Below are 20,797 nucleotides of genomic sequence, written 5' to 3'. Positions count from 1 at the left end.
AACATGCAGAAGTCAACGAAGATCGCGTGCAGCAACTGCGGAGCCAAGAACCGTGTTCCGGCGGTCGCCAACGGCATGCCCCGCTGCGGGAAGTGCAGCACTCCGCTGCGTTGGGTGGTCGACGCGACCGACGACGAGTTCCACGCCGTCGTCGACGAGTCGAGCCTGCCCGTGCTGGTCGATGTGTGGGCTCCGTGGTGCGGGCCGTGCCGGATGGTGAGCCCGGCCCTGGAGAAGTTGGCCGGGGAGCTGGCCGGCAAGCTCAAGCTGGTCAAGGTCAACGCCGACGACAACCCGGAGGTGAGCCGGCGGTTCGGGGTCCAGTCGATCCCGACGCTGGTCATCCTCGACGGCGGACAGGTGGTCGACAAGCAGATCGGTGCACTGCCGGAGCACCAGCTGCGCTCATGGCTTGAGTCCAAGCTCCCGACGAGGGCGTCATGAGCGCCAACCCGACGCGCGTCGGCGCTGACCCGCACCTCGCCATCATCCAGCCCGTCGCACCGCCCGCCCGGCGGGTGTGTGTGGAGTGCGTGCAGCTGGCCACCCCATGGGTGCACCTGCGCCAGTGCCTGACGTGCGGGCAGGTCGGCTGCTGCGACTCCTCACCGATGCGACACGCGCGCGCCCACGCCGCCACGGCGGGCCACGTCATCGTGCGCTCGATCGAACCGGGCGAGAGCTGGAGGTGGTGCTATGTCGATGAGCAGTTCGTCTGAGTCGGACTTCTCAGACCTGCCCGAGAGCCCGGACACCACCGGCGCCTACCCTCGGCTCACCGCCGACCAGGTCATGTTGCTCTCGCGGTACGGCGAGCGGAAGCGGCTGGACAGGGGCACCGTGCTCTTCTGCGAGGGGGACCGCGACTGCGGCCTGTTCGTGGTGCTGGAGGGCAGGGTTCGTGTTGTCCAGGAGGACGACAGCGAGGGGAGGTCGCGGGTGATCGCCGTCCACGGGCCGGGTCGCTTTGTGGGGGACCTGTCGATGCTGACCGGTCAGGCTGTCTACGTCACCGCCATCGCCCAGACCGACGTTGAGGTCGAGGAGATCCGCTTCGACCGGCTCAAGGAGGCGGTCACCCAGGATCAGGCGCTGGGTGACCTGATCCTGCGGGCCTTCATCCTTCGACGCAACCTTCACGCCAGCCTGGGCGCCGGGCTCCGGATCATCGGCTCCCGCTTCTCGCCCGACGCGCGCCGGCTGAGGGACTTCGCGAGCCGAAATCGCGTCCCGTACCGCTGGGATGACCTGGAGGACGACTCCGAGGCGGAGGCGACCCTGCGAGCCCTCGATGTGCCACCTGACCAGACGCCGGTTGTGATCTGGAAGGGCCAGGACGTCCTGCGCAACCCCAGCACCACGGAGCTGGCCGCGCTCGTCGGGCTGCGCAAGCAAGCGCCGCCCCGCGATGCGCACGACGTCCTGGTGGTGGGCGCCGGTCCGGCCGGTCTCGCCGCTGCGTTGACGGCGGCCTCTGAAGGACTCTCCACGGTCGTGCTCGACTCGATCGCGACGGGAGGGCAGGCGGGGACCTCGTCCCAGATCGAGAACTACCTCGGGTTCCCGGCCGGCATCTCCGGTGCTGAGCTCGCCGATCGCGCAGTCGTCCAGGCCCGCAAGTTCGGGGCCACCTTCACGATCCCTGGCGAGGCCCAGTCGCTCGACGACATCGATGGCCACTTCATCGTGCGCCTCACTGACGGGACGCACGTGGAGGCGCGCACCGTGGTGCTGGCTACCGGCGTGCGGTACCGCCGCCTCGAGGTCCCCGGCATGGAACGGCTCGAGGGGCCGAGCGTCTACTACGCTGCCACCGAGTTCGAGGCGCGGCTCTGCCGCGGCGACCCGGTCACTGTTGTCGGGGGCGGGAACTCCGCGGGGCAGGCGGCTCTGTTCCTGGCCCGGAACACCTCCGAGGTCAATCTGGTGATTCGCCATGACGACCTGAACCGCGACATGTCACGCTACCTCGCAGACCGGATTGCTTCGGCCCCCCGGGTGCACGTGTGGCGCAACTGCGAGGTCTGCGAACTACATGGCGACCTCGGCCTCGAGGAGGTCATCGTCCACGATCTGCGGACGGGCGAGCGCCGACCCCTCAGCTCCACGGCTCTGTTCGTGCTGATCGGCTCCGTGCCCCACACCCGGTGGCTCGAGGGCGCGATCGCGCTCGACGACAAGGGGTTCGTGCAGACGGGCACCGGCTTCCAGGGAACCGCCTTGTCCCAGACCGCGAGCGCGGGCGTCTTCGCGGTCGGGGACGTGCGCAGTGGCTCGGTGAAGCGAGTGGCGTCGGCCGTCGGTGAGGGCGCGATCGTCGTGCGTCTGGTGTACGAACACCTCATCACAGCCGGACGGCGATGATGGGCACCTCGGTCAGGTCGGACGGTTGAGCGTGGCCGAGGGAGCTTCGCCGAAGGCGTTGCGGTAGGCGGCGGCGAAGCGGCCCATATGCAGGATGCCGAGGCTGACGGCGATGGCACGGACCGTCGTGGCATGGCCGTCGGCCGCTTGGAGCGCCTCGTGCGCCCTGCGTAGCCGGACTTGGCGCAGGTACCTCATCGGCGACGTGGCGAGGTCCCGATGGAAACCCTCCTGCAGCGCCCGGACGCTCATGTGCACCGCAGTGGCAAGCCGGACCGTCGTCCACGGCTCTGAAGGTCGCTCCTCGATCAACTCCACCGCCTGCTTGATCGCCCCGCCCAACCTGACCGGGCGCTCGCGGGTCACGGCGTCGGTGTGGCTGTGTGACTGACCGAGCAGGAGGCCGTCGAGCACCAGCGCCTCGACGTGTCGGCCCACGCGTGGATCCCGGCCGACATCGGTCGGGTCGTCCAGTTCGTCCACGAGCAGACTCAGCACCGTGCGCCAGCGACGCCCCAGGGGGCTTTGCAGATCGGCGCTGAAGTCGAAGGACAGCCGATCCCGAACGGATCGGCCCAAGAGGTGCTCCAGCTCGGCCTCCAGACGACCCCGCGCGATCATCAGGCACAGCTGCTCACAGTCGGCCGACCAGGACATCGAGGCGGGCGCTTCCGGTGAGAACACCAGTCCCTCGCCCGGACCTGTCATCACCGGCTCGCAGGCCCCGCTCCTTGAGTTCGCCCGGCCGCGCAAGGTGATGTTCACGTGGAAGTTCTCGGCGTCAGCGGTGCTCAAACGGACTCGGCGCCCGTAGCTCAGCCGGCCGACGATGAGTGAGCCCAGGCGCAGGCCGGTCACCTCCATGCCCAGCCGCGCCGAACCCTTGGTGAGGTCGAGCCGGTTCGGGAGATAGAGTTCGGTGACGATCCTCTCGGCCTCGTCGCGGTCATCGGTCGCGCGTCGCATCGTGGACGGCGGGGATGGCCGGTCCTGGTCCCAACCTGGCCCGAGGCTCGAGTTGGCGGCGTTCATGGTGCTTCTCCTGCAGTGTCCCGAGATCGGCGCCGGAAACCCCGCGCCGTGCCGAAGAGGTCGGCGGTCGAACTCACACCGGACTCGGCACCTCAGGGTAGCCGTCCGGTACAAGAGGTCATGCTAGGCAGACTGGCCAGGCTCTGGGAGCGTCTGATGATCCGCGCAGCGCCGACTGGTGGCCGGATCGCGCAGGGTCCCGCCGACAGTGATCATTCAGGTGTGTATCCGCGTCATCCTTGGTTCGAGGGTCCTTCAAGACCCTCGTGGCGCCTTGCCCCGGCATCCCCCTCCCCACCCCACAGGCGGCAAGGCGCCACCAGTCTGTCGATACAGCCCGACATCCTTCTCGGGCGCACACACGGCTCAGCCTCGTGCTCTGGCCAGGTTCGACATCGCCTGGCCCAGCCCGGCGAACAACAGCATCCATACGATGATGGCCACCCGACCGCCGACGAACGAGCCGCTCGACAGCGCCGGGGTCAGGCCGACGAATACCCAACCGCCGAGGGCGACGAGCAGCCACCCCACGCGGGCGTCGAGCTCGTGGCGGCGTACGACGGTGATCCCGGCGACCGTCAGGCCGGCGCCGGCCAGGAGCACCGGGGGCCCGTACGCCGAGTAGATGGCCGACGCGAGCGCCGAGTCCTCCTCGGTCGTCGCGCCGCTCATCGCCGCCAGCTCCACGACCGCGAGCAATCCCAGCCCGACCGACGCCGCGATCAGCCCGTAACGGGCCGGCGTCGCCGTCACGGCCCCGGCCAGGGCAAGCACGGCGAGGGCCAGGGGGAGGTGCTGCAGGAAGAACGTGGCCTGGGCGATGACGAACCCGACCCCCGTCAACGGAAAGCTGAAGCGGTCCTCCGGGACCTGGTGGGGCCACACCAGCAGTGCCAGGCCCTGGAGCAGCCCCACCAGGGCCGCGGCTGTGCACCAGCGCCCGAGGCGGGCGAGGCGGTCGCGAGCGATGGTGGGTGAGTCGGCGGAGACGGACATGGTGTTCCTCCTGTCGTGACGAGGTGACTCGACGTTATGGATCCGCCTGGCACCGCGCATCCGGGCGCACCCGCGACCAAACCGAGTGCCAGCACGTATGCCCTTCCAGGCCCCGCGCTGGGAGGATCGACGCATGTCAGAACGGTGCCTGCGGATCGCGGCCGGCGTCGTCGTGGTGGTGGTGTTCGTCCTGGAGCTTGCCAGTGTCGTCCTCTCGGTGGGGGTGACCAGCCTGGGCGAGCCCGTCCTCTACTTCGTGTACGCCGTCACTCAGGCGGCTGCCGGCGCCCTGATCCTGGGTCGCTACCCACGTCACCGCATCGGCTGGCTGCTGGTGGTCTTCGCGCTGCAGAGCGCCGCGACCGCAGACTTCGCCCTCGCCTACGGGCAGTGGGCGGCTGGACGTGACCGGCCGCTGAGCCACTACGCCGAGCTGGTCGGGATGCTCGCGTGGATCTTCGCGGCGGGTGGGCTCGTGCTCCTGTTCCTGCTGTTCCCCGACGGGCACCTCCCGAGCCGGCGGTGGCGCGTCGCCGTATGGATCTGGGGTGCCGGAGCCGTGCTCGCCCTGCCGGGCTGGACCCTCAACCCGCGGCTCGGGTCGGAGTTCGCCGACGGGGTGAACCCCTTCGCTGTGGACGGGTTCCCCGCCGAGCCGTTGTTCGGCCTCGGTGCCGGACTGGTGAGCCTGGCGTTGGTGCTGTCCGTGGTGGCGCTCGTGGTCAGGCTCCGGCAGGCCCACGGCGTCGAGCGGGACCAGCTCAAGTGGTTCGCCTCAGCGGCCGTCGTGGTCGCGGTGGTCCTCCCGCTGTCGGCGGCGCTCTGGACCGTCTGGGCACCGATCCAGATCCTTAGCGCCGCCGCGCTCATGCTGCTGCCGGTGTCGGCCTGTGTCGCGATCCTGCGACACCAGCTCTACGACGTCGACCTCGTGATCGCGCGCACCGTGGCCTACGTCGCCCTGTCGTTGGTGCTGGCCGCGGCGTACGCCGGGATCGTGCTCGCCGTCGGGGCGTTCGTGACCTCCCCGGTGGCTGCCGCCACCGCGGCGCTCGTGGTGGCGGTGGTGTTCAGGCCGCTGCGCGACCGGGTGCAGCAGGCCGTCGACCGTGCCTTTCGCCCGTCGCGGCACCGAGCACTCGTGGAGATGACGGACTATGTCGATGCGCTGCGCCATGGTCGCGCCTCGAGCGCCGACATCGAGGAGGTGTTCCGGCGCTCCCTGCGCGATGACCGGCTCGAGCTCGGGTTCGGTCTGCCGGCCGGGGAGGTGCTCGGCGCCGACGGCACTCGCGGGGGCAGACCGCGACCGGGACCGGGGCGGACCGTGACGTCGCTGCCGACGTCGGCACACATGACCGTGCTGATCAGCCACCGCGACGAGGATGCCCGGCTGGTGACCGACGTCGCGGACGCGGGCCGCCTGGCGGTCGAAATCGTGGCACTGCAGACCCAGCTGCGCCAGCAGATGCACGAGCTCGAGGCGTCACGGAACCGGATCCTGTCAGTCGCTGACGAGGAGCGACGTGCACTGGCCCGGGACCTGCACGACGGTGCACAGCAGCGACTCGTCTCCATCGGGCTCATGCTGCGGCACGCCCAGCGCCATCAGAGCCAGGCAGCGGTCTCGGAGGTGATCGACGCGGCGGTCGCAGAGCTGGCGTGCTCGATCGACGAGCTGCGTGAGCTGGCCGGCGGGCTCCGTCCGGGATCGCTGGACGACGGGCTCGGCGGTGCCCTGCGCGAGCTCGCCGACCGCACACCGGTGCCGGTCGACGTCTCGGCGGGTGACGACCGGTTCCCCGCCGAGTTGGAGAGTGCGGCGTACTTCATCGCCTGCGAAGGAGTGACGAACGCGGTCAAGCACGCCGGTGCCTCGGCAATCCACGTCAGCGTCGCACGTGAGCGCGGGGCACTGGTCGTCGCCGTGAGCGACGACGGGCAGGGAGGTGCCGACGCGTCGCGCGGCTCCGGCCTGCTCGGCATGGCGGATCGGGCGCGGGCCCACCGGGGGGAGCTCAGCGTGCAGTCCTCCCTGGGACGCGGAACACGTCTGGAGGTGCGGCTGCCGTGCGCGTGATCGTCGTGGAGGACCAGGCGTTGCTGCGCGAGGGCCTGGTCCGCCTCTTCGCGGATCTGGGACACGAGGTGGTGGCGTCGGAGGGCTCGGCGGACCGCGTGGTCTCCCTCGTCGAGGAGCGGCGGCCCGACCTCGTCGTCCTTGACATCAGGATGCCGCCGACCTTCACCGACGAGGGGGCGACGGCGGCGAGACTGATCAAGGCCACCTGGCCGGATCTGGGAGTGCTACTGCTCTCGCAGCACGTGGAGACCGCACAGGCCACGGACCTGATGGCCCTGCCGGGGTTCGGCTACCTCCTCAAGGACCGGGTGCTCGACGTCACGGAGTTCATGGAGACCGCACAACGGGTCGCCTCGGGAGGGTCCGCACTCGACCCGAAGGTCATCGCGGCTCTGATGGCCGCACGCGCCGACCCGGTGGGCAGGCTGACGGAGAGGGAGCGCGAGGTCTTGGCGCTGATGGCCGAGGGTCTCAACAACGCCGGCATCGCGGCTCGACTGGTCCTGAGCTCACGCACCGTGGAGGCGCACGTCGGGCACCTGTTGGGCAAGCTCGAGATCCCCGAGACCGATGAGGCCCATCGGCGCGTGCTTGCTGTGCTCACGCACCTACGGGCTCCTGGCTGATCGCCGCCTCTTGACCTGCCGTCCTGGCTGCCCGTGCTTTCACCGACCATTGGGCGTACCGTCGGCATGACCAAGGGGCCAACTATGACTGTCATCGAGATGGGCATCCCGGGCGTGGACCAGTTTGCGCCAGGAACGCACCTGTGCGCTCTCTACTCCGGCTCCGCGGAGCGGGACGACCTCCTCTTCCCGTTCCTTCGTGAGGGCCTTCGGCACGGGGACACCTGCCTGTGCTACATCGACGGCGTCGAGCCCGGCGTCGTGCGTGCCCGGGCGGTCGGCGAGGCCGGCGTCGCGGACCCAACGACGGATCGGTTCGACGTGCGCCCGGCTTCAGAGGTCTACCTGGAGTCCGGGAAGTTCTCGGTCGAGCACATGACCTCGGTGCTCTCCGACATCCTCGAGGCGGTGGTCGCGGGGGGCTCCGGACTTCTGCGGGCAACCGGGGAGATGCCGTGGCCCGGGGTGCAGTTGCAGCCTCATGGGGCCGATGACTTCTTCGTGTACGAGGCGGCCCTCAACGACATCGTGGACCGGAAGCCAGCGGTCTTCATGTGCATGTACGACCTGCAGCGCTTCGGGCTCGACATGCTCGTTGCCGTGCTCAAGACCCATCCCGTCGTGCTCCTGGATCGGACGGTTCTCGACAACCCGCACTTCACGACCCGAGCTGAGTACGACGCTGAGGTGACGCACCACAGGGACAGGCGCCCCTTGGGTGCTGCATCTGCGGGCGAGCCCGGGCCGGATCCGTGGCCTTCGCTCACCCCGAGCGAGCTGCGCATCGCTGGGTTCGTCGCCAGGGGGTTGATCAACAAGGACATCGCCCAGCAGTTGTTCCTCTCACCGCACACCGTCGATGCGCACCTGAAGCACATCTACACCAAGCTCGGCATCCACTCCCGAGTCGAGCTGACCGTGCTGGCCATGCAGCACCGCCTGCACATGGGCTAGCCAAGGCGATCCGGCCAGTCAAGTGCACCCGTTCACGGGATGCAGGTGGCCTGCCCGCCCGAGAGCATGGCGGAACAGGTGCTTGCGGCGAATGGAGTGGTCATGGGCAGAGCAGTCGGCGTCGACGTGGGACGACGCCCTCGGTGGTCGCCTTACCCTCGCGTTCCGGCGGGGCGTGTCCCACCCGGAGGAGATGGACGCGCAGGGGCTTGAGACCAGCCACGATGACGTCTTCGCAGGGGGTGACGTACGCAGTGGAAAGCACGAAACCAGGAGGAACAAATGACCACCCACAAGGTCGGCTACTTCGTCGGAAGCCTGTCGTCGACGTCCATCAACCGCATCCTGTCCAAGGCCCTCATCCGGGTCGCCCCAGACGACTTGGAGTTCAGCGAGATTCCCATCGGCAACCTGCCGCTGTACAGCCCGGACTTCGACGATGACTACCCGCCGGAAGCCCGAGCGCTCAAGGCTTCGATCGCTGCCGTCGACGCAATACTCTTCGTCACCCCCGAGTACAACCGTTCCATCCCCGGAGCGTTGAAGAACGCGATCGACTGGGCGTCCCGACCATGGGGACAGAACTCCTTCGACCACATCCCGGCCGCGGTGATCGGAGCCTCCGTCGGACAGATCGGGACTGCCATGGGGCAACAGAGTCTGCGCGGTGTGCTCAGCTTCTGCAACGCCCGCCAGATGACCTCACCCGAGGCCTACATCCAGTACTCCCCAGATGTCTTCCACAACGACGGCGAGGTCACCAACGACTCCACCCAGGAGTTCCTCCGCGCCTTCATGGCCGAGTTCCGCACCTACATCGGCATGGTCCTCACCGTCCTGCCACGCCAACAGGAGCCGAGCAACGACGCGCAAGGCGGGCCATCTGGCAGTGATGACGGCCGCTAGGAAGCGACCGGCGGATCGAGCCCACTCCGGGGACAAGGAGGTGTCGGCGTTTCGTGGTGGCTCGCGCGCCACGACCGTTGAGGACGACACCGACGAGCGCTGGTCACGCGTTCGGCATGCTCTGACGCGATTCCTGGCGGTACGTGTAAGCGGCGGCCCGGACCACGTCGTCGCTCTCCAGACCCGCCCCGAGCGCGCCACCCAGTGTTGCGAGGGAGCTGGTGAGCCACGCCAGCCTCAGGTAGTCGCCAACTCGCACAGCGTGCCCGGTGCCCTCCTCGAGCAGTTGTGCAGGCACCAGAACCGGTGAGATCACGACTGCGAGCAGCAGCAGTGCGGCGTAGAGGAAGAGGACCCCCAGAACGACCGTTGCCGCGGTCGCCAGATTGAAGAGCGTTACCTGCTTGCGAGCGACCGGATGCGACGCGTGCTCCCACAGACCGGCCCCGGCGATGAGCGCGACCGTGATCCCCACGACACTTCCCATCGCGATCGCCGAGAGTCGGATCCAACCGAGCGCGGCGCTCAGCTGCCAGATGTCCGGGGTGACGAGGGCGAACACCCCCGTTGCCAGAGCGGCGGTCAGAGCCCTCGAGAGTCCGTTCGCAAGCCTCCACGGCTGGTTGGCTCGGATCATTCCGATCAGCAGTCGTAGGTTCCCGCTGAGGACTCTCGCGGTGAACATCACGCTGCCGTCCCTCTCTGGCTCGTGGCTCCTTCCGAGCTCGGTGGCGCGGCGTCGGAGCCCAGGGATACGGCCGGGGAGGGCGTGGTCCGCTGTGTCCCCCAGCAAGGTGCGCACGAGCCCGACGACCGTGTCACGGGTGCGTCTGCGCAGTCCGATGGCGCCGAGCGCCGGGACACACACGACAGCCACGCCGTGCAGAGGACTCGCGTGAGCCACCACCGGTTTCCGATGAGCCTTCAGGGGCAGATCGGTGAGACAGACGACCAGATCCCATCCTTCCTTCAAGAGCCGGTCCCGTCCCGCCGCGACCAGGGTGGCGTCGTCGGAAGGTGGAGACACCAGGGCGTCGACCACGGTGGACACCCGCCACTGGATCGTGGGCAGGTGCAAACTGAGCTCGGCGAGCAGGTCGCCGGCGAGGATCGATGCAAGCTCAGTGGCCGAACCTGGGGCCGAGATGAGTCCGATCGCCACCTCGTCGGTGTTCATGGGGAGGCGGCCGGGCAGCGCTGATGATCTCGACCTTCATACGTCATGGTGCGAGTGTCGGATCACCGCGCCGGTGAAAGCAAGAGACACGGTCCGTTGTGAGGCGCTTGGGCGCGTCACAGCGGTCCCGTCCCAAGCGCCGAGGACCAGCTGACTCCTTACGCAGCACGATGCGGGAGGACCTAGGCGGTGGCGCACCAGAGGCACCCACGGATGGCTCCAAGCCGGTGGGATCATCCTTCGCTAACCTCGGGGAGGCCGGGCCGCGAGCTCCCGGACGGGGCATCAGGGACCAGTGTGATCAGCAGCGCCATGAGGAAGCCCAGTCCCAGGAGCTCGCGGAAGGGGCTCTCGGACGGGTAGGCGACGAAGAACTCCGTTCCGACGATGAAGGCGAACCAGACCGCGATGTTCCACGCCAGGGCCTGGTACGCCTCGGTCAAGCCGCTCCCGTCCCCGCGGAAGCGCCGCAGTGCCCGGATGAAGAGCCAGGCGCCGAGGCCTTCGACAAGGGCGGCGCCGAGCACAGCCAGGTTGTCGAACCAGCCGGGTACCGCATAGACCTTCACCACGGAGGCGATGTACGAGGCGTTCTGGGAGTTGAGGAACCTCGAGTGCGTCCCCGCCACGACGTTGACGAGGTTCACGATGTTTGTCAGGCAGACCAGGCCGAGGTAGGTCGCGCCGAAGATGAGCACCAGCCGCTTCAGCGCCAAGCCGCTGCGCCGACCGGCGGTGAGGGTCAGGAGTTCGCGGCCGCCCCTAGGGCGACCCACTGGCTGGTCCATACGCTCGTCCATGACTGGATTCCTTCCGTGGTTTCGGCACGCCGGATCCGGCGTCGTGGCGAAACCATCCAGTAGTCCGCTCCAACGGCCCTCCAAAAGGCAGCGACCCCGTCATCGACAGTCGAGGGACCTGCGGCGGACGTCGGCCATCAGGTCGGACAGTCTGGCGGCGGGTGTCACCTTTCGTAGGTGTCACCTCTGACGACGCACGGCGTGGAGGTCGGATCGGGCGCTCGCTGGTTCAAAACCGACGAGATTGCCGCAGATCTGCCGGCAGTCGCGCAGGCACGACGAGACTGCCCGTCTCGATCTGCGCACTTCCACGTGGAGCCGGAGTGGGCTCACATGTCGGCATTCGCCGATCCAGCGGCCCTCGCCAGGCTGCTCACCGACCAGCTCCATGCGGCACTTCGCGGAGAATGACGTCTGGAGGGCCCGAGCGCCGAGCTTCCCGGTGGCGTTGACAGGCAGGCCCCGGCACGCGGACGCCGTCACCTACGTCGACGAGGTGACAAGCCGTCTCAAGCTGGCTACGCACCCAACGGTGAGCGCGCCTGAAGCATGTCCCTCAGCTCGCGCCGGGAGGTGATGGCGAGCTTGATGTAGGTGTTGCGCAGGTGGTACTCGACGGTCTTGGGTGAGACGAACTGCTGCTCGGCGATCTCCCTGTTCGTCCAGCCGCGGGCGACGAGCTCGGCCGTCTCACGCTCGCGTGGCGTCAGCTCGCCCAGCCAGTCGGGGATGGTGTGGCTCGACGGCTGCGTGCGTGCCAGCTCGTCCCCGCACCGGTCGGCGAAGGCCGAGGCCCCCATGGCCCGAAAAGAGCGCTGGGCCTGTCCGAGGTCAGCAGCCCCGTCGGCCGCCTGGCCCATGGCTAGCAGCAGTCGACCGCGGGCGGCTCGGGCGTGAGCTCGGTACCACGCCGGCTCGCCCTGCGCGCAGTCGACCGACAGGCCGAACTCAAGAGCCGCCAGCGCGGCGTCGTTCTCGCCGCGCCCCTCGAGGACGCGTCCACGCGCCCACGCGAGCGGTACCGCTAGACCGCCTTCGCCTGCCCGGTCCGCTGCGGCTCCCATCAGCTCCGTCAGGTCGGCGAGGTCGGCCGCCGCCGAGTCCGGGTCGCCGACGGCGACGCGGGCGTCGACCAGCGCAGGCAGCCAGAGCACGGCGTTCAGACGGAGGCGGTCCGGCTCGATGCGCGGTGGGCGGAGTCCGGCCAGGTGCTCGATCACCTCGGCCGGCCGGCCCAGCGCCTGTGCGATGGCGGCGCGAGCCAGGCGCACATGGAGCATCGGGCCGTCGAAGTCCGCAGCGGCCGCCAGGTGCTGTGCTCGATCCACGTCCTCGCGGGCCGCGGCATCGTCGCCGGCGCCCGCCGCGAGGATCGCGGACAGGGAGTGCAGGATCGGCCGGTCGAACTGTCGTGCACCGTCTGACGAGGTCTCGCGTACGACGTCGAGCGTGCGGTGGGCGGCCTCCCACGATCCGGCGAAGTACTGGGCCCACGTCAGGTGGACGTAGGCACCGAGACCGAGCACTCGTCCGATGGCGGGGCCGCGTCGCCGGACACCGGCCGCCAAGTCGGCCATCGCGCCGTCGAGGTCGCCGCTCAACGCGCGCAGCTGGCCTCGGACGACCAGCGCGGTGACCTCGTGGGGCGCCACCTCGGCGGTGTTGCCGGGGAGGTGGGCGAGCTGGTCGAGGCCGGCGCGCGGGCCGTTCTCCAGGGCGCGAGCAAGAGCAAGGAACGCCAGCGCCGTCGGCCGGGTGAGCTCGTTGAGGTGCTCGAGCACATGGCGCGACGCGTCCGCGGCCTCGCTACCCCGGGCGAGTACGCAGTCGACATACGCCAGGCCGAGTCGCACCCGGATGCCGGTCTCGACGGCGCCTTCGGAGTCGGCCCGGTCGACAGCGAGGAGCAGCTGGTCGCGGGCGGTGACCAGTCGGCCCTGGGCGAACGACAGTGCTGCCCGGGTCTCCATCGTGGCCGCCGTGTCGGGGAGCCGGGACAGCACGGGCGCGAGGGCCAGGGCGTGGCTCTCGTCGGCGGCGACCACGAAGGAGCGGATCGCCTCGCAGGCGAGCTGGGCTCTGGCGTCGGCTCGGCTGGTGAGCTGCGATGCCCACAATCGGCAGCGCGCTGCCGTCTCCAACCTCCCGGCGGATGACTCGGCCAGCGCAGCCGCGACGAGGTCGTCGGCCAGCTCGTCGTCGTAGTCCTCGGACGCGGAGACCCGATGCCGGAGCTGCTCGAACCCCGTCGTGACGAGTGCGAGCTGCCGGTGGCATCGGTTGCGGTCGGCGGGATCGAGTGACTCGGCCACCGCGGCGCCGTACGCGTGGCTGCTGAACCAGACACCCTCGAGCGACGCGGCGGGCGGCCCGATGATCTCGTCCCGCCGCAGGGCGGCGATCGGGGTGTCGGCTTCGGGAACGTCGGTGGCGCGCCGAATCGCGTCGAGCGGGAGCGGCGCATCCGCGACTGCCAGGGTCGAGGCGATGCGCCAGGCTGCGGGGCCGTAACTCGTGATGCGCTCCGCGAGCAATCGGTGCAACGGCGTCGGCGACCCGCCGTCGCCGAGCAGGTGCCGCGCCCGAGCGGGCGGTGAGGCGGCCAGCAGTGCCTGCAGGTGGAGCGGGTTGCCTCCCGTCGCTTCGGCGAGGCTGCCGGACGTGGTCCACGGCTCGTTCAGGCCGAGCGAGCGGACCAGGTCGTCGATCTCGCCGGGGCTGAGGCCCGCGAGTGGGATGAACTGCGTGTCCGGCGGCCACGTCGAGCTGGTGGCCGGCGCCCAGGCCGCCCCGTCGGCCCGTCCGGAGAAGACGGAGACCACCGGCTCGGCCAGGAGCCTTCGCTGCGCGAACAGGATGGCCTCCATCGACTCGCGGTCGCACAGCTGTAGGTCGTCGAGGTGGATCAGGAGCGGCCTCGGGTCCCTGACATCGCCGATCGCCTCGATGATGCGCGCCCCGACGGCGGCGGGGCTGTAAGTCCCGAGCTGCTCGGCGGAGTCACCGGTCAGGCCGACCAGAAGCCGCTCGGCGAGCCCGAACGGCATCAGCGTCCGCGTCGTCGCTCCGCCCACCCGCACCACGGCGAAGTCGGTCAGGTCCGTGGCCAGGCGATTCACGAGGGCGGTCTTGCCGATCCCCTCTCGGCCGTGGACGACCACGGTCTGCGCGCGGCCGGCGCGGGCGGCCTCGGCGGTTTGCTGTAGTCGGGCGAGCGCATCCTGCCGCCCGACGAACGTCCGGCTCGGTGGCGGTGCGGCGGCTGGCGTCTCGTCCGGCACCAGCCCACCTCATCACCGCGGTTCGCGTCCTGGCCGCTCATGCTAGCCGGGACGCGAACCGCAGTGCTCCGTCGTCAGTAGTCGGTGAGTGCGTACTCCAGGAACGCCACCGGCATTGCCGGGACGGTGCGGGTCTGTCCCGGTGACTGGTGCTCGACGCCCGGCGTGGTGAACCACGCGGTGTGGGTGTCCGACTGGGCGGTGTAGTCCGCGCCGCCGCGGACCTTCACTGCTCGGGCGATCTGCGAGCAGGTGGCCCGCACGGCGTGCTCGTCGTAGCCGGCCGAGCGGTCCTTCGTCTTGACGATCCATGCCGAGCAGTCGCTGCCGGCCCCCGTGGGGTCGGCTCGGAACTCGATGCGGTAGTCCCGCACGGTGGCGGCGGTGGTGATCGTGTGGAAGACGCCGGTCTCCGAGGTCCAGGGGCTTGCGACGTCGAGCGCCAGCTCGAGGTCGAGGTAGACCCGCACCTGGACTCCCGGGTCGATGGCCCAGCAGGTGACGCCGGCTCCGTCCGGCAGCACCCGGTCGTAGCACTGGGTGCCGACCGGTGCGGGCCTCACCATCTCACCGAGCGCCACGAGATCGTCCGGGGCGTCGGCCGCGGCAGGGGACTGTGTCCCCAGCAGGGTGGCGAGGACGACCGCGAACCCCGCCACGGCCGTTCCGATCGACCGGCGTCTCATCGGTAGATCTCGAGTTCGGCGAGCTGGAGACGGTGGCCGTGGTCGCCGGCGGCGACGGGGCCGAGTGTGGTGGCGTTGAGTCGCACCCACCGTGCGTCGGTCGGGGTGACGGCGTAGGTGCGTGCCTGGGTGACGCCGGTCTGGCCGGCGTAGGACCCCACGCGCTTCCAGGTCTTGCCGTCGGTGCTGACGTCGATGGTGAAGGCCTCGGGGAAGCCCGCGCCGGTGACGTCGGTGGTGTCGTCGGGTGCGGTCGTGCGTGGGTAGAGCCGTAGTGAGCTGATGGACTGGGTCTGGCCGAGGTCGATCTCGACCCATTCCTGGACGGTGGCGCCGTTGCCGGGGGTCGGTCGTGGGTCGGTGGTGGAGAAGGCGTTGTGGCCGGTCATGGACTTGGTGAAGCCGTCGGTGAGCAGGGTGGAGGAGAAGCTGTCGTGCTCGAGTGAGCTGCTCGCGTTGACCGGTCGGTCGGTGGCGAGGTTGCCGGTGGCGTGCAGGTCGCGGTTGGCGAAGACGATCGTGGCGTAGGAGCCGGTCTTCGAGGCGTCGGCGGACGTGGTGGTGTCCCAGCGCAGTTCGGGAGCGACCCAGCTGCCTCCCGCGCCACCGCCACCGGCACCGGCGTACTCGTTCAACGGCGAGGACTGTCCCGAGGAGCCGTAGCCGCCGCCGTTGGAGCCGCCGCCACCGCCGCCCGCGTTGACCGCTGGATCGCCCGCACGGTGGGTCGAGGTCGCGAACCCGCCGCCCTTCCCCCCGTCCAGGATGCCGACCCGGGAGCCGTCGAACCCGGTCCACGTCGACCCGCCGGCGCCGCCAGCTCCGTCGGCGCAGAGTCCGGCGCCACCGCCCCCACCCGCGAGCACGGCGGTCTTGCCGTCGAGGCGGAGCTCCGAGCCTCCGCCCCCGCCGGCGACCACGGCGTAGCTGGGGGTGCCAGCCTGGTCCCGCCAAGTCGCCGAGCCCCCGTGCATGTTGGCCGGACCCCAGCCGCCAGGGGCAACTGCGTCCTTGCCGTTCGCGCTGATTTCGCCGTCCGCCTCCGAGGTCTCGTCGTTGTCGGGGACGGAGGTCACACCGCTGCCGGCCCTCGCGTTTCCTCTGGCGTGCTTTCCGTTCTCGCCCAGGGAGATCGAGAAGGTCTCACCGCCCTGGACCTCGGTCGTGGCCGTCACCTCGGTGCCGCGGCCACCCGCTGCACAGGTGGAGGCACCGGCGGCGCCGGCGATGGTGATCGTGGCGTGTGTCGCCCACGAAGGTGCGGCGAAGCTCAGTGAGGCGCCGGGCACGGTGTAGGAGACGTTCTCCTCGACCACGCGGAGCGGGGAGCCTTCCGCTGCCCGGGCCGGGTCGGGGAGCGAGAGCACCGTGAGGGCGCCGAGGGCCAGTGCTGCACCGGTGAGGGAGAAGGCCCGGGCAACCCTGGGCGAGCTGGAGACCGATGGGGACGAACCCAGGGCACCAGGGCGGCGGGTGGGGCGTGACATGTGTGGAGTCCTTTCGAGACCTGGAGCGCGGCCGCCGTTCGGCCACTGCTCCTCCATCGTGTCGAGGAACCTCCGCGCCCGCCCCAGGCAAACTCCCTAGTCCCACCCCTCCGACCGGTTGGATCAGCGTTGGAGCAATCGTGGAGGACGTCACGCGATCTTCGTCGTCATCAGGGACACAAACAGACGACAAAGGATCTGACATGACCATCAAGACTGCCCGCATCGCGTGTGGCCTCGGCAGCCTCGCTGCCGTCGCTCTCCTCTTCGCCGGCTGCTCGGGCGCGAGCGACCCACAGGACATCGGCAGCACGACCGTCTCGTCCACGCCGACGAAAGCTGCGAGCCCGGCCCTGCAGCGAGACTCGAAGGTCGCCACGGCGATGGACGGTGCGTGCTCGAGCAGCTACACCCACGGCTGGACCAGCGTGGACATGGTGATCACGAACAACACCCCGTTCACGCTGAACTTCGAGAGCGACCTCAGTGGCCCGAGCACCGGTCACTGGCACCAGCGGCCCGCTCAGACCCTCGAGCCCGGCCAGTGCGAGGTGGTCAACGCCTACGCGAGCGCCGACCTCGAAATCTTCAACCTCAACGTCGTCTACTCGACCACCTGGGGGGACTACTTCCCGTTCTCCGGCACCGCCAACGGCACCGCACCGACCTTCAACCCCAACGTGTTCGACGGCGAGCCGCAGTACCACGAGAGCGGCCAGTACTGGAGCGGGTCCATCGACTCGCGGTACACGATCACGTCCTCCGGTCAGGCCGGCCAGCTGCACACGCACTTCAACCTGACCCTCTCTTGAGGGTCTCGGGCCACAGGAACCCTCACGGGCGTCTGCCAGCCCCGACCCAACACCAGACCACGAACCCGGGCCGCGCCGAGCGGCAGCAAGTCGTGCGCGTGGTCGTCACACCATCCGATGTGACACCCAACCCAGATCAGGAGCCACCCCTCATGTTGAACGTCACCCTGCTCACGTCTTTGACCCTGTTGGTCTTCGCGACGACCGCGGCCCTCATGGCGAAGCGGACCAACGCCGCCATGACCTTCGTGGCCGTTGCGGCGCTCGCACTCGGAATCTCGGCCTGCTCAGCCTCCTCATCGGGATCCGACTCGTCGGGTGCACAGCCCAGCCCGTCGACCACGAGCCAGGCAGGAGATGTCTCCTGCACCTCGACCGCGATCCTTGCCGCCCTTCCCGGGGGTGCTGAGATGAAGAGCTACGACTGCGCCCAGGTCGGCGTCACCGAGTGGGCGGCGGCCCGAGTCGCCCCCGGCAACACCGTCTTCTTCCTGAAGAGCGACGGCAGCGCCTGGCAGGCCATGACCGCCGACAGCGTCTGCGGCACCGCGTCCGCCGGACTTCCCACGAGCCTGCTGTCGTACTGCGCGACTCCGTCCTCGTCACCATCGGCGTCGCCCGCCGGGACCACCTGCAGCTCGAAGGCGATCCTGGCCGCTCTTCCCGGAGGTGCTGAGATGAAGAGCTACGACTGCGCCCAGGTCGGCGACACCGAGTGGGCCGCGGCCCGAGTCGCCCCCGGCAACACGGTCTTCTTCCTGAAGAGCGACGGCAGCGCCTGGCAGGCCATGACCGCCGACAGCGTCTGCGGCACCGCGTCCGCCGGACTTCCCACGAGCCTGCTGTCGTACTGCAAGGCGTGAGCCAGTTGTCAGCCAACCCCAACACCGTCCGTCGAGGCAGGAGGTGGAGAACGATGGAGGGCACTCGCACAGCGCTTCCTCGCTGGAGCTGGCTCGCGGTCCTCGCGGTCGGACTCGGACTCTTCGAACTGCTGCGCCGGGACCTGAGCGCGACTGACAATCCGCACCTCGTGCCGGCCCTGCTCTTCGTCGGGGCCGCCGTCGTCCCGACAGCCTTCGTCGTGTTCATCTACGGACGGCCGGTGGCGTTCGACGTCCCGGGGGGCGTGCTCGCCCTGGTGGCGGCCACCGGTGGTGTGGTGGGCGTCGTGATCGCCAGCGTGCTGGAGTACGACACCGTGCGCGACCTGGGACTGTTCTCGATGCTCGGTGTGGCCGTGATCGAGGAGACGGCGAAGCTGATCGTCCCGGCGGCGGTGCTCCTGGGCGTCCGTCGCTACAGCCTCCCTGCTGACGGGCTGTTGCTCGGCGTGGCCAGTGGAGCCGGGTTCGCCGTGCTGGAGACCATGGGCTTCGCCTATGTCGCCCTGGTCGCCAGCAAGGGCGACCTCTCAACGGTCGATGGTGTGCTCGCACTGCGAGGAACCCTCAGCCCGGCAGCACACATGGCCTGGACCGGTCTGGTGGCCGCCGCCTTCGGCCTTGCGATCGTCGAACACTGGTCGCACACCGCAGTTGTCCGGCTGGTGCTCGCCTTCGGCGCCGCGGTCGCCCTGCATACGGCCTGGGACAGCATCGGGACGACGCCGGCCTACCTGGTGATCGGCGGCATCGGTCTCGGCTCGCTGACAGCGGTGGCGCACCGTTTGCGTGCCCTGTGATTACCCGTGGTGCGGGGCAGTCGGTGGTGAGGAGTTGGAGCGGACTTGGAGGACACCTCGGCACGATCGCTGAGTCAGTGCTGGTGCGCGCCGCGCGCCGGGCCGCAACGGATGCAAGGGGTACGCCGAGATGACAGAGGTCAGCGTGGGGCGCGTCGATACGCCCGGGATTGCTCGCGAGCCCATCAATGACGGGACGAGGGTTGTGCTCGAAGGCCCTCGCCGTCGGCAGCTCCGGGTGCGACGGCTTCGGCGAGAGCGTGAGATCGCCGCCCGACGTCGTCTCCTCCTCGCCGTCGGCGCAGTCTCGACGGTTGCCTACTTCGAGGCGAACGGACGGTCCACATCATGACGATCACCGGGCCCCGACCGTCTCGGGCTGATGGGGCTCGCGAGGGTCGGCAACGCCGCCCGGACCCGCGCCGGCGAACGCTCTGGACGCTGGTCGGGGTCGAGAGCTGGGAGCGGTTCTCCTTCTACGGCATGCAGGGTGTCCTGCTGCTCTACCTGTTCCACTCGGCCGCCCAGGGCGGGCTCGGCCTGACCCAGGCCACGGCGATCGGCATCGTCGGCGCCTACGGCAGCACGGTGTACCTGTCCACGATCGCCGGCGGCTGGCTTGCCGACCGGGTCGCCGGCGCCGAACGGGTGCTGTTCGGCAGCGCGGTGCTCATCATGCTCGGCCACGCCAGCCTCGCCGTCCTCCCCGGTGCCACCGGTGTCGCGGTCGGCCTGAGTGCGGTCGCGCTCGGCAGCGGCGGGTTGAAGGCCAACACCACCGCCATCCTCGGCCGGGTCTACGGCGAGGACGAGGCCCGACGCGACTCCGGCTTCGCGCTGTTCTACCTCGGCGTGAACGTCGGGTCACTCCTCGGGCCGGTGCTGACCGGTCTGCTGCAGGTGAGCTGGGGGTTCCGGGCGGCGTTCGCGGCCGCCGCAGCCGGCATGGCGTGCGGGCTGGTCCAGTACGTCGCCGGACGTCACTGCTTCGCCGCGCAGTTCGCCCGGCCACCGCACCCGCTGACGACTCGGTTCCGCGGGGTCCTGGCCGTCGGCGGCGTCGCGTTCGTGGCCGGGGCCGGAGCCCTCGTCGCGACGGGTGTCTTGACCTCGGCGCGTGTGAACGAGGTCGTCCTGGGGGCCGTCGTGGCCGCGACCGTCGCGATGTTCACCGTCATGCTCCGCAGCCCGCAGGTCACCGTGGTCGAGCGCCGGCGGGTCCGTGCGTTCATCCCGATGTTCCTGGCCAGCGCGGCGTTCTGGGCGCTCTCCCAGCAGCAGTTCACCGTTCTCACCGTCTACGCCGACCAGCAGCTGAACCGGCACCTGCTCGGGTGGGAGATGCCCGTCACCTGGGTGCAGACCATCAACCCCGTCTTCATCGTCATCCTGTCCGGTGTGTTCGCGGTCGTGTGGAGCCGGCTGGGGTCGCGGCAGCCGTCGGAGCCGGCGAAGCTCGGGTTCAGCAACATCGTCATGGGCGCCGCGTTCCTGCTGTTCATCCCGCTGGCCACCACGGCCCCGAACAGCGTGCCGCTGCTGCCCGTCATCGGCATCCTGGCACTGTTCAGCGTTGCGGAGCTGTGCCTGGCCCCCATCGGACTCTCACTCGCCGCCGCGGCCGCGCCGCGCGCGTACTCCTCCCAGCTGGTCGCGTTGTTCTACCTCTCGATCGCGCTCGGAACCTCCGGCGCGAGCGAGCTCGCCGGCTGGTACACCACCGCCCACCAGGTCACCTACTTCGCCGCGGTCGGCATCACCTGCATGCTCGTCGGCCTGATGCTGCTCGCTGCGTCCAGACGGCTCGCCGCCGCTCTGCATGCCGTCGACCAGCAGACCGTGGCCGACGAGCCGTCCGTCGGTCGATCCAACGTCGAAGCGGGCAGTTGGAGCCGCGTGTGAGGTGGCG

Annotated in this window: 18 protein-coding genes; 11 read left to right on the top strand and 7 right to left on the bottom strand. The window is 69.7% G+C overall.

What is annotated here, in order from left to right:
* Window positions 1-3: 3 nt before the first annotated feature.
* Genes trxC through AB7I40_RS16555 form a run of 3 tightly spaced genes read left to right on the top strand, consistent with a single transcriptional unit; the run spans window position 4 to window position 2,364 of the window.
* The gene (trxC, locus tag AB7I40_RS16565; protein WP_428346956.1) at window positions 4-444 is read left to right on the top strand and encodes a thioredoxin TrxC; all 441 of its coding nucleotides are present in this window, start codon (window positions 4-6) and stop codon (window positions 442-444) included.
* The gene (locus tag AB7I40_RS16560; RefSeq protein WP_428346957.1) at window positions 441-719 is read left to right on the top strand and encodes a UBP-type zinc finger domain-containing protein; all 279 of its coding nucleotides are present in this window, start codon (window positions 441-443) and stop codon (window positions 717-719) included. Before trxC ends, AB7I40_RS16560 begins: the two co-directional genes overlap by 4 nt.
* A complete protein-coding gene (locus AB7I40_RS16555) occupies window positions 703-2,364 on the top strand; it encodes an FAD-dependent oxidoreductase (RefSeq protein WP_428346958.1) in 1,662 nt (553 codons plus the stop codon). Before AB7I40_RS16560 ends, AB7I40_RS16555 begins: the two co-directional genes overlap by 17 nt.
* Window positions 2,365-2,376: 12 nt before the next feature.
* On the opposite strand, the gene AB7I40_RS16550 is transcribed toward AB7I40_RS16555, so the two are convergent.
* Complete coding sequence (locus AB7I40_RS16550; protein WP_428346959.1) at window positions 2,377-3,396, bottom strand: AraC family transcriptional regulator; 1,020 nt, start codon at window positions 3,394-3,396, stop codon at window positions 2,377-2,379.
* A 366-nt stretch (window positions 3,397-3,762) separates the two neighbouring features.
* Window positions 3,763-4,392, bottom strand: a complete 630-nt coding sequence (locus AB7I40_RS16545) for a hypothetical protein (RefSeq protein ID WP_428346960.1) — start codon at window positions 4,390-4,392, stop codon at window positions 3,763-3,765.
* Window positions 4,393-4,525: 133 nt separating this feature from the next.
* Between AB7I40_RS16545 and AB7I40_RS16540 the strand changes: the two genes are divergently transcribed.
* The 4 genes from AB7I40_RS16540 to AB7I40_RS16525 all read left to right on the top strand — a co-directional run bounded on the left by AB7I40_RS16540 (window position 4,526) and on the right by AB7I40_RS16525 (window position 8,961).
* The gene (locus tag AB7I40_RS16540; RefSeq protein ID WP_428346961.1) at window positions 4,526-6,472 is read left to right on the top strand and encodes a sensor histidine kinase; all 1,947 of its coding nucleotides are present in this window, start codon (window positions 4,526-4,528) and stop codon (window positions 6,470-6,472) included.
* Complete coding sequence (locus AB7I40_RS16535) at window positions 6,463-7,101, top strand: response regulator (RefSeq protein WP_428346962.1); 639 nt, start codon at window positions 6,463-6,465, stop codon at window positions 7,099-7,101. Before AB7I40_RS16540 ends, AB7I40_RS16535 begins: the two co-directional genes overlap by 10 nt.
* Window positions 7,102-7,185: 84 nt before the next feature.
* Complete coding sequence (locus tag AB7I40_RS16530; RefSeq protein ID WP_428346963.1) at window positions 7,186-8,055, top strand: MEDS domain-containing protein; 870 nt, start codon at window positions 7,186-7,188, stop codon at window positions 8,053-8,055.
* 282 nt (window positions 8,056-8,337) lie between these two features.
* Window positions 8,338-8,961: an NADPH-dependent FMN reductase gene (locus tag AB7I40_RS16525; protein ID WP_428346964.1), complete on the top strand. Its 624-nt coding sequence runs from the start codon at window positions 8,338-8,340 to the stop codon at window positions 8,959-8,961.
* A gap of 103 nt (window positions 8,962-9,064) precedes the next feature.
* Here the strand turns inward: AB7I40_RS16525 and AB7I40_RS16520 are convergent, their stop codons facing one another.
* The 5 genes from AB7I40_RS16520 to AB7I40_RS16500 all read right to left on the bottom strand — a co-directional run bounded on the left by AB7I40_RS16520 (window position 9,065) and on the right by AB7I40_RS16500 (window position 16,392).
* The gene (locus AB7I40_RS16520) at window positions 9,065-10,138 is read right to left on the bottom strand and encodes a hypothetical protein (protein WP_428346965.1); all 1,074 of its coding nucleotides are present in this window, start codon (window positions 10,136-10,138) and stop codon (window positions 9,065-9,067) included.
* A gap of 233 nt (window positions 10,139-10,371) precedes the next feature.
* Entirely contained in the window at window positions 10,372-10,938 is a 567-nt protein-coding gene (locus tag AB7I40_RS16515) for a hypothetical protein (protein WP_428346966.1), read from the bottom strand.
* A 518-nt stretch (window positions 10,939-11,456) separates the two neighbouring features.
* Window positions 11,457-14,219, bottom strand: a complete 2,763-nt coding sequence (locus tag AB7I40_RS16510) for a LuxR C-terminal-related transcriptional regulator (protein WP_428346967.1) — start codon at window positions 14,217-14,219, stop codon at window positions 11,457-11,459.
* Between the two features lie 74 nt (window positions 14,220-14,293).
* A complete protein-coding gene (locus tag AB7I40_RS16505) occupies window positions 14,294-14,905 on the bottom strand; it encodes a hypothetical protein (RefSeq protein ID WP_428346968.1) in 612 nt (203 codons plus the stop codon).
* Window positions 14,902-16,392 carry a discoidin domain-containing protein gene (locus tag AB7I40_RS16500; protein ID WP_428346969.1) on the bottom strand — a complete coding sequence of 497 codons (1,491 nt, stop codon included), beginning with the start codon at window positions 16,390-16,392 and terminating at the stop codon, window positions 14,902-14,904. Before AB7I40_RS16500 ends, AB7I40_RS16505 begins: the two co-directional genes overlap by 4 nt.
* Before the next feature lie 203 nt (window positions 16,393-16,595).
* On the opposite strand from AB7I40_RS16500, the gene AB7I40_RS16495 reads away from it, so the two are divergent.
* The 4 genes from AB7I40_RS16495 to AB7I40_RS16480 all read left to right on the top strand — a co-directional run bounded on the left by AB7I40_RS16495 (window position 16,596) and on the right by AB7I40_RS16480 (window position 20,790).
* Window positions 16,596-17,204 (top strand): hypothetical protein, encoded by a 609-nt coding sequence (locus AB7I40_RS16495; RefSeq protein ID WP_428346970.1) that lies wholly within the window; start codon window positions 16,596-16,598, stop codon window positions 17,202-17,204.
* Between the two features lie 152 nt (window positions 17,205-17,356).
* On the top strand, window positions 17,357-18,067 hold the full coding sequence (locus tag AB7I40_RS16490; protein ID WP_428346971.1) for a hypothetical protein: 711 nt from the start codon (window positions 17,357-17,359) through the stop codon (window positions 18,065-18,067).
* 53 nt (window positions 18,068-18,120) lie between these two features.
* A complete protein-coding gene (locus AB7I40_RS16485; protein ID WP_428346972.1) occupies window positions 18,121-18,888 on the top strand; it encodes a PrsW family intramembrane metalloprotease in 768 nt (255 codons plus the stop codon).
* A gap of 348 nt (window positions 18,889-19,236) precedes the next feature.
* The gene (locus AB7I40_RS16480; RefSeq protein WP_428346973.1) at window positions 19,237-20,790 is read left to right on the top strand and encodes a peptide MFS transporter; all 1,554 of its coding nucleotides are present in this window, start codon (window positions 19,237-19,239) and stop codon (window positions 20,788-20,790) included.
* Window positions 20,791-20,797: the final 7 nt, after the last annotated feature.

Source organism: Nocardioides sp. (assembly GCF_050246775.1).
In the GTDB taxonomy this organism is placed as follows: Bacteria; Actinomycetota; Actinomycetes; order Propionibacteriales; family Nocardioidaceae; genus Nocardioides.
The sequence above is the reverse complement of the archived record's forward strand: the minus strand, read 5'-3'. Positions and strand labels throughout refer to the sequence as shown.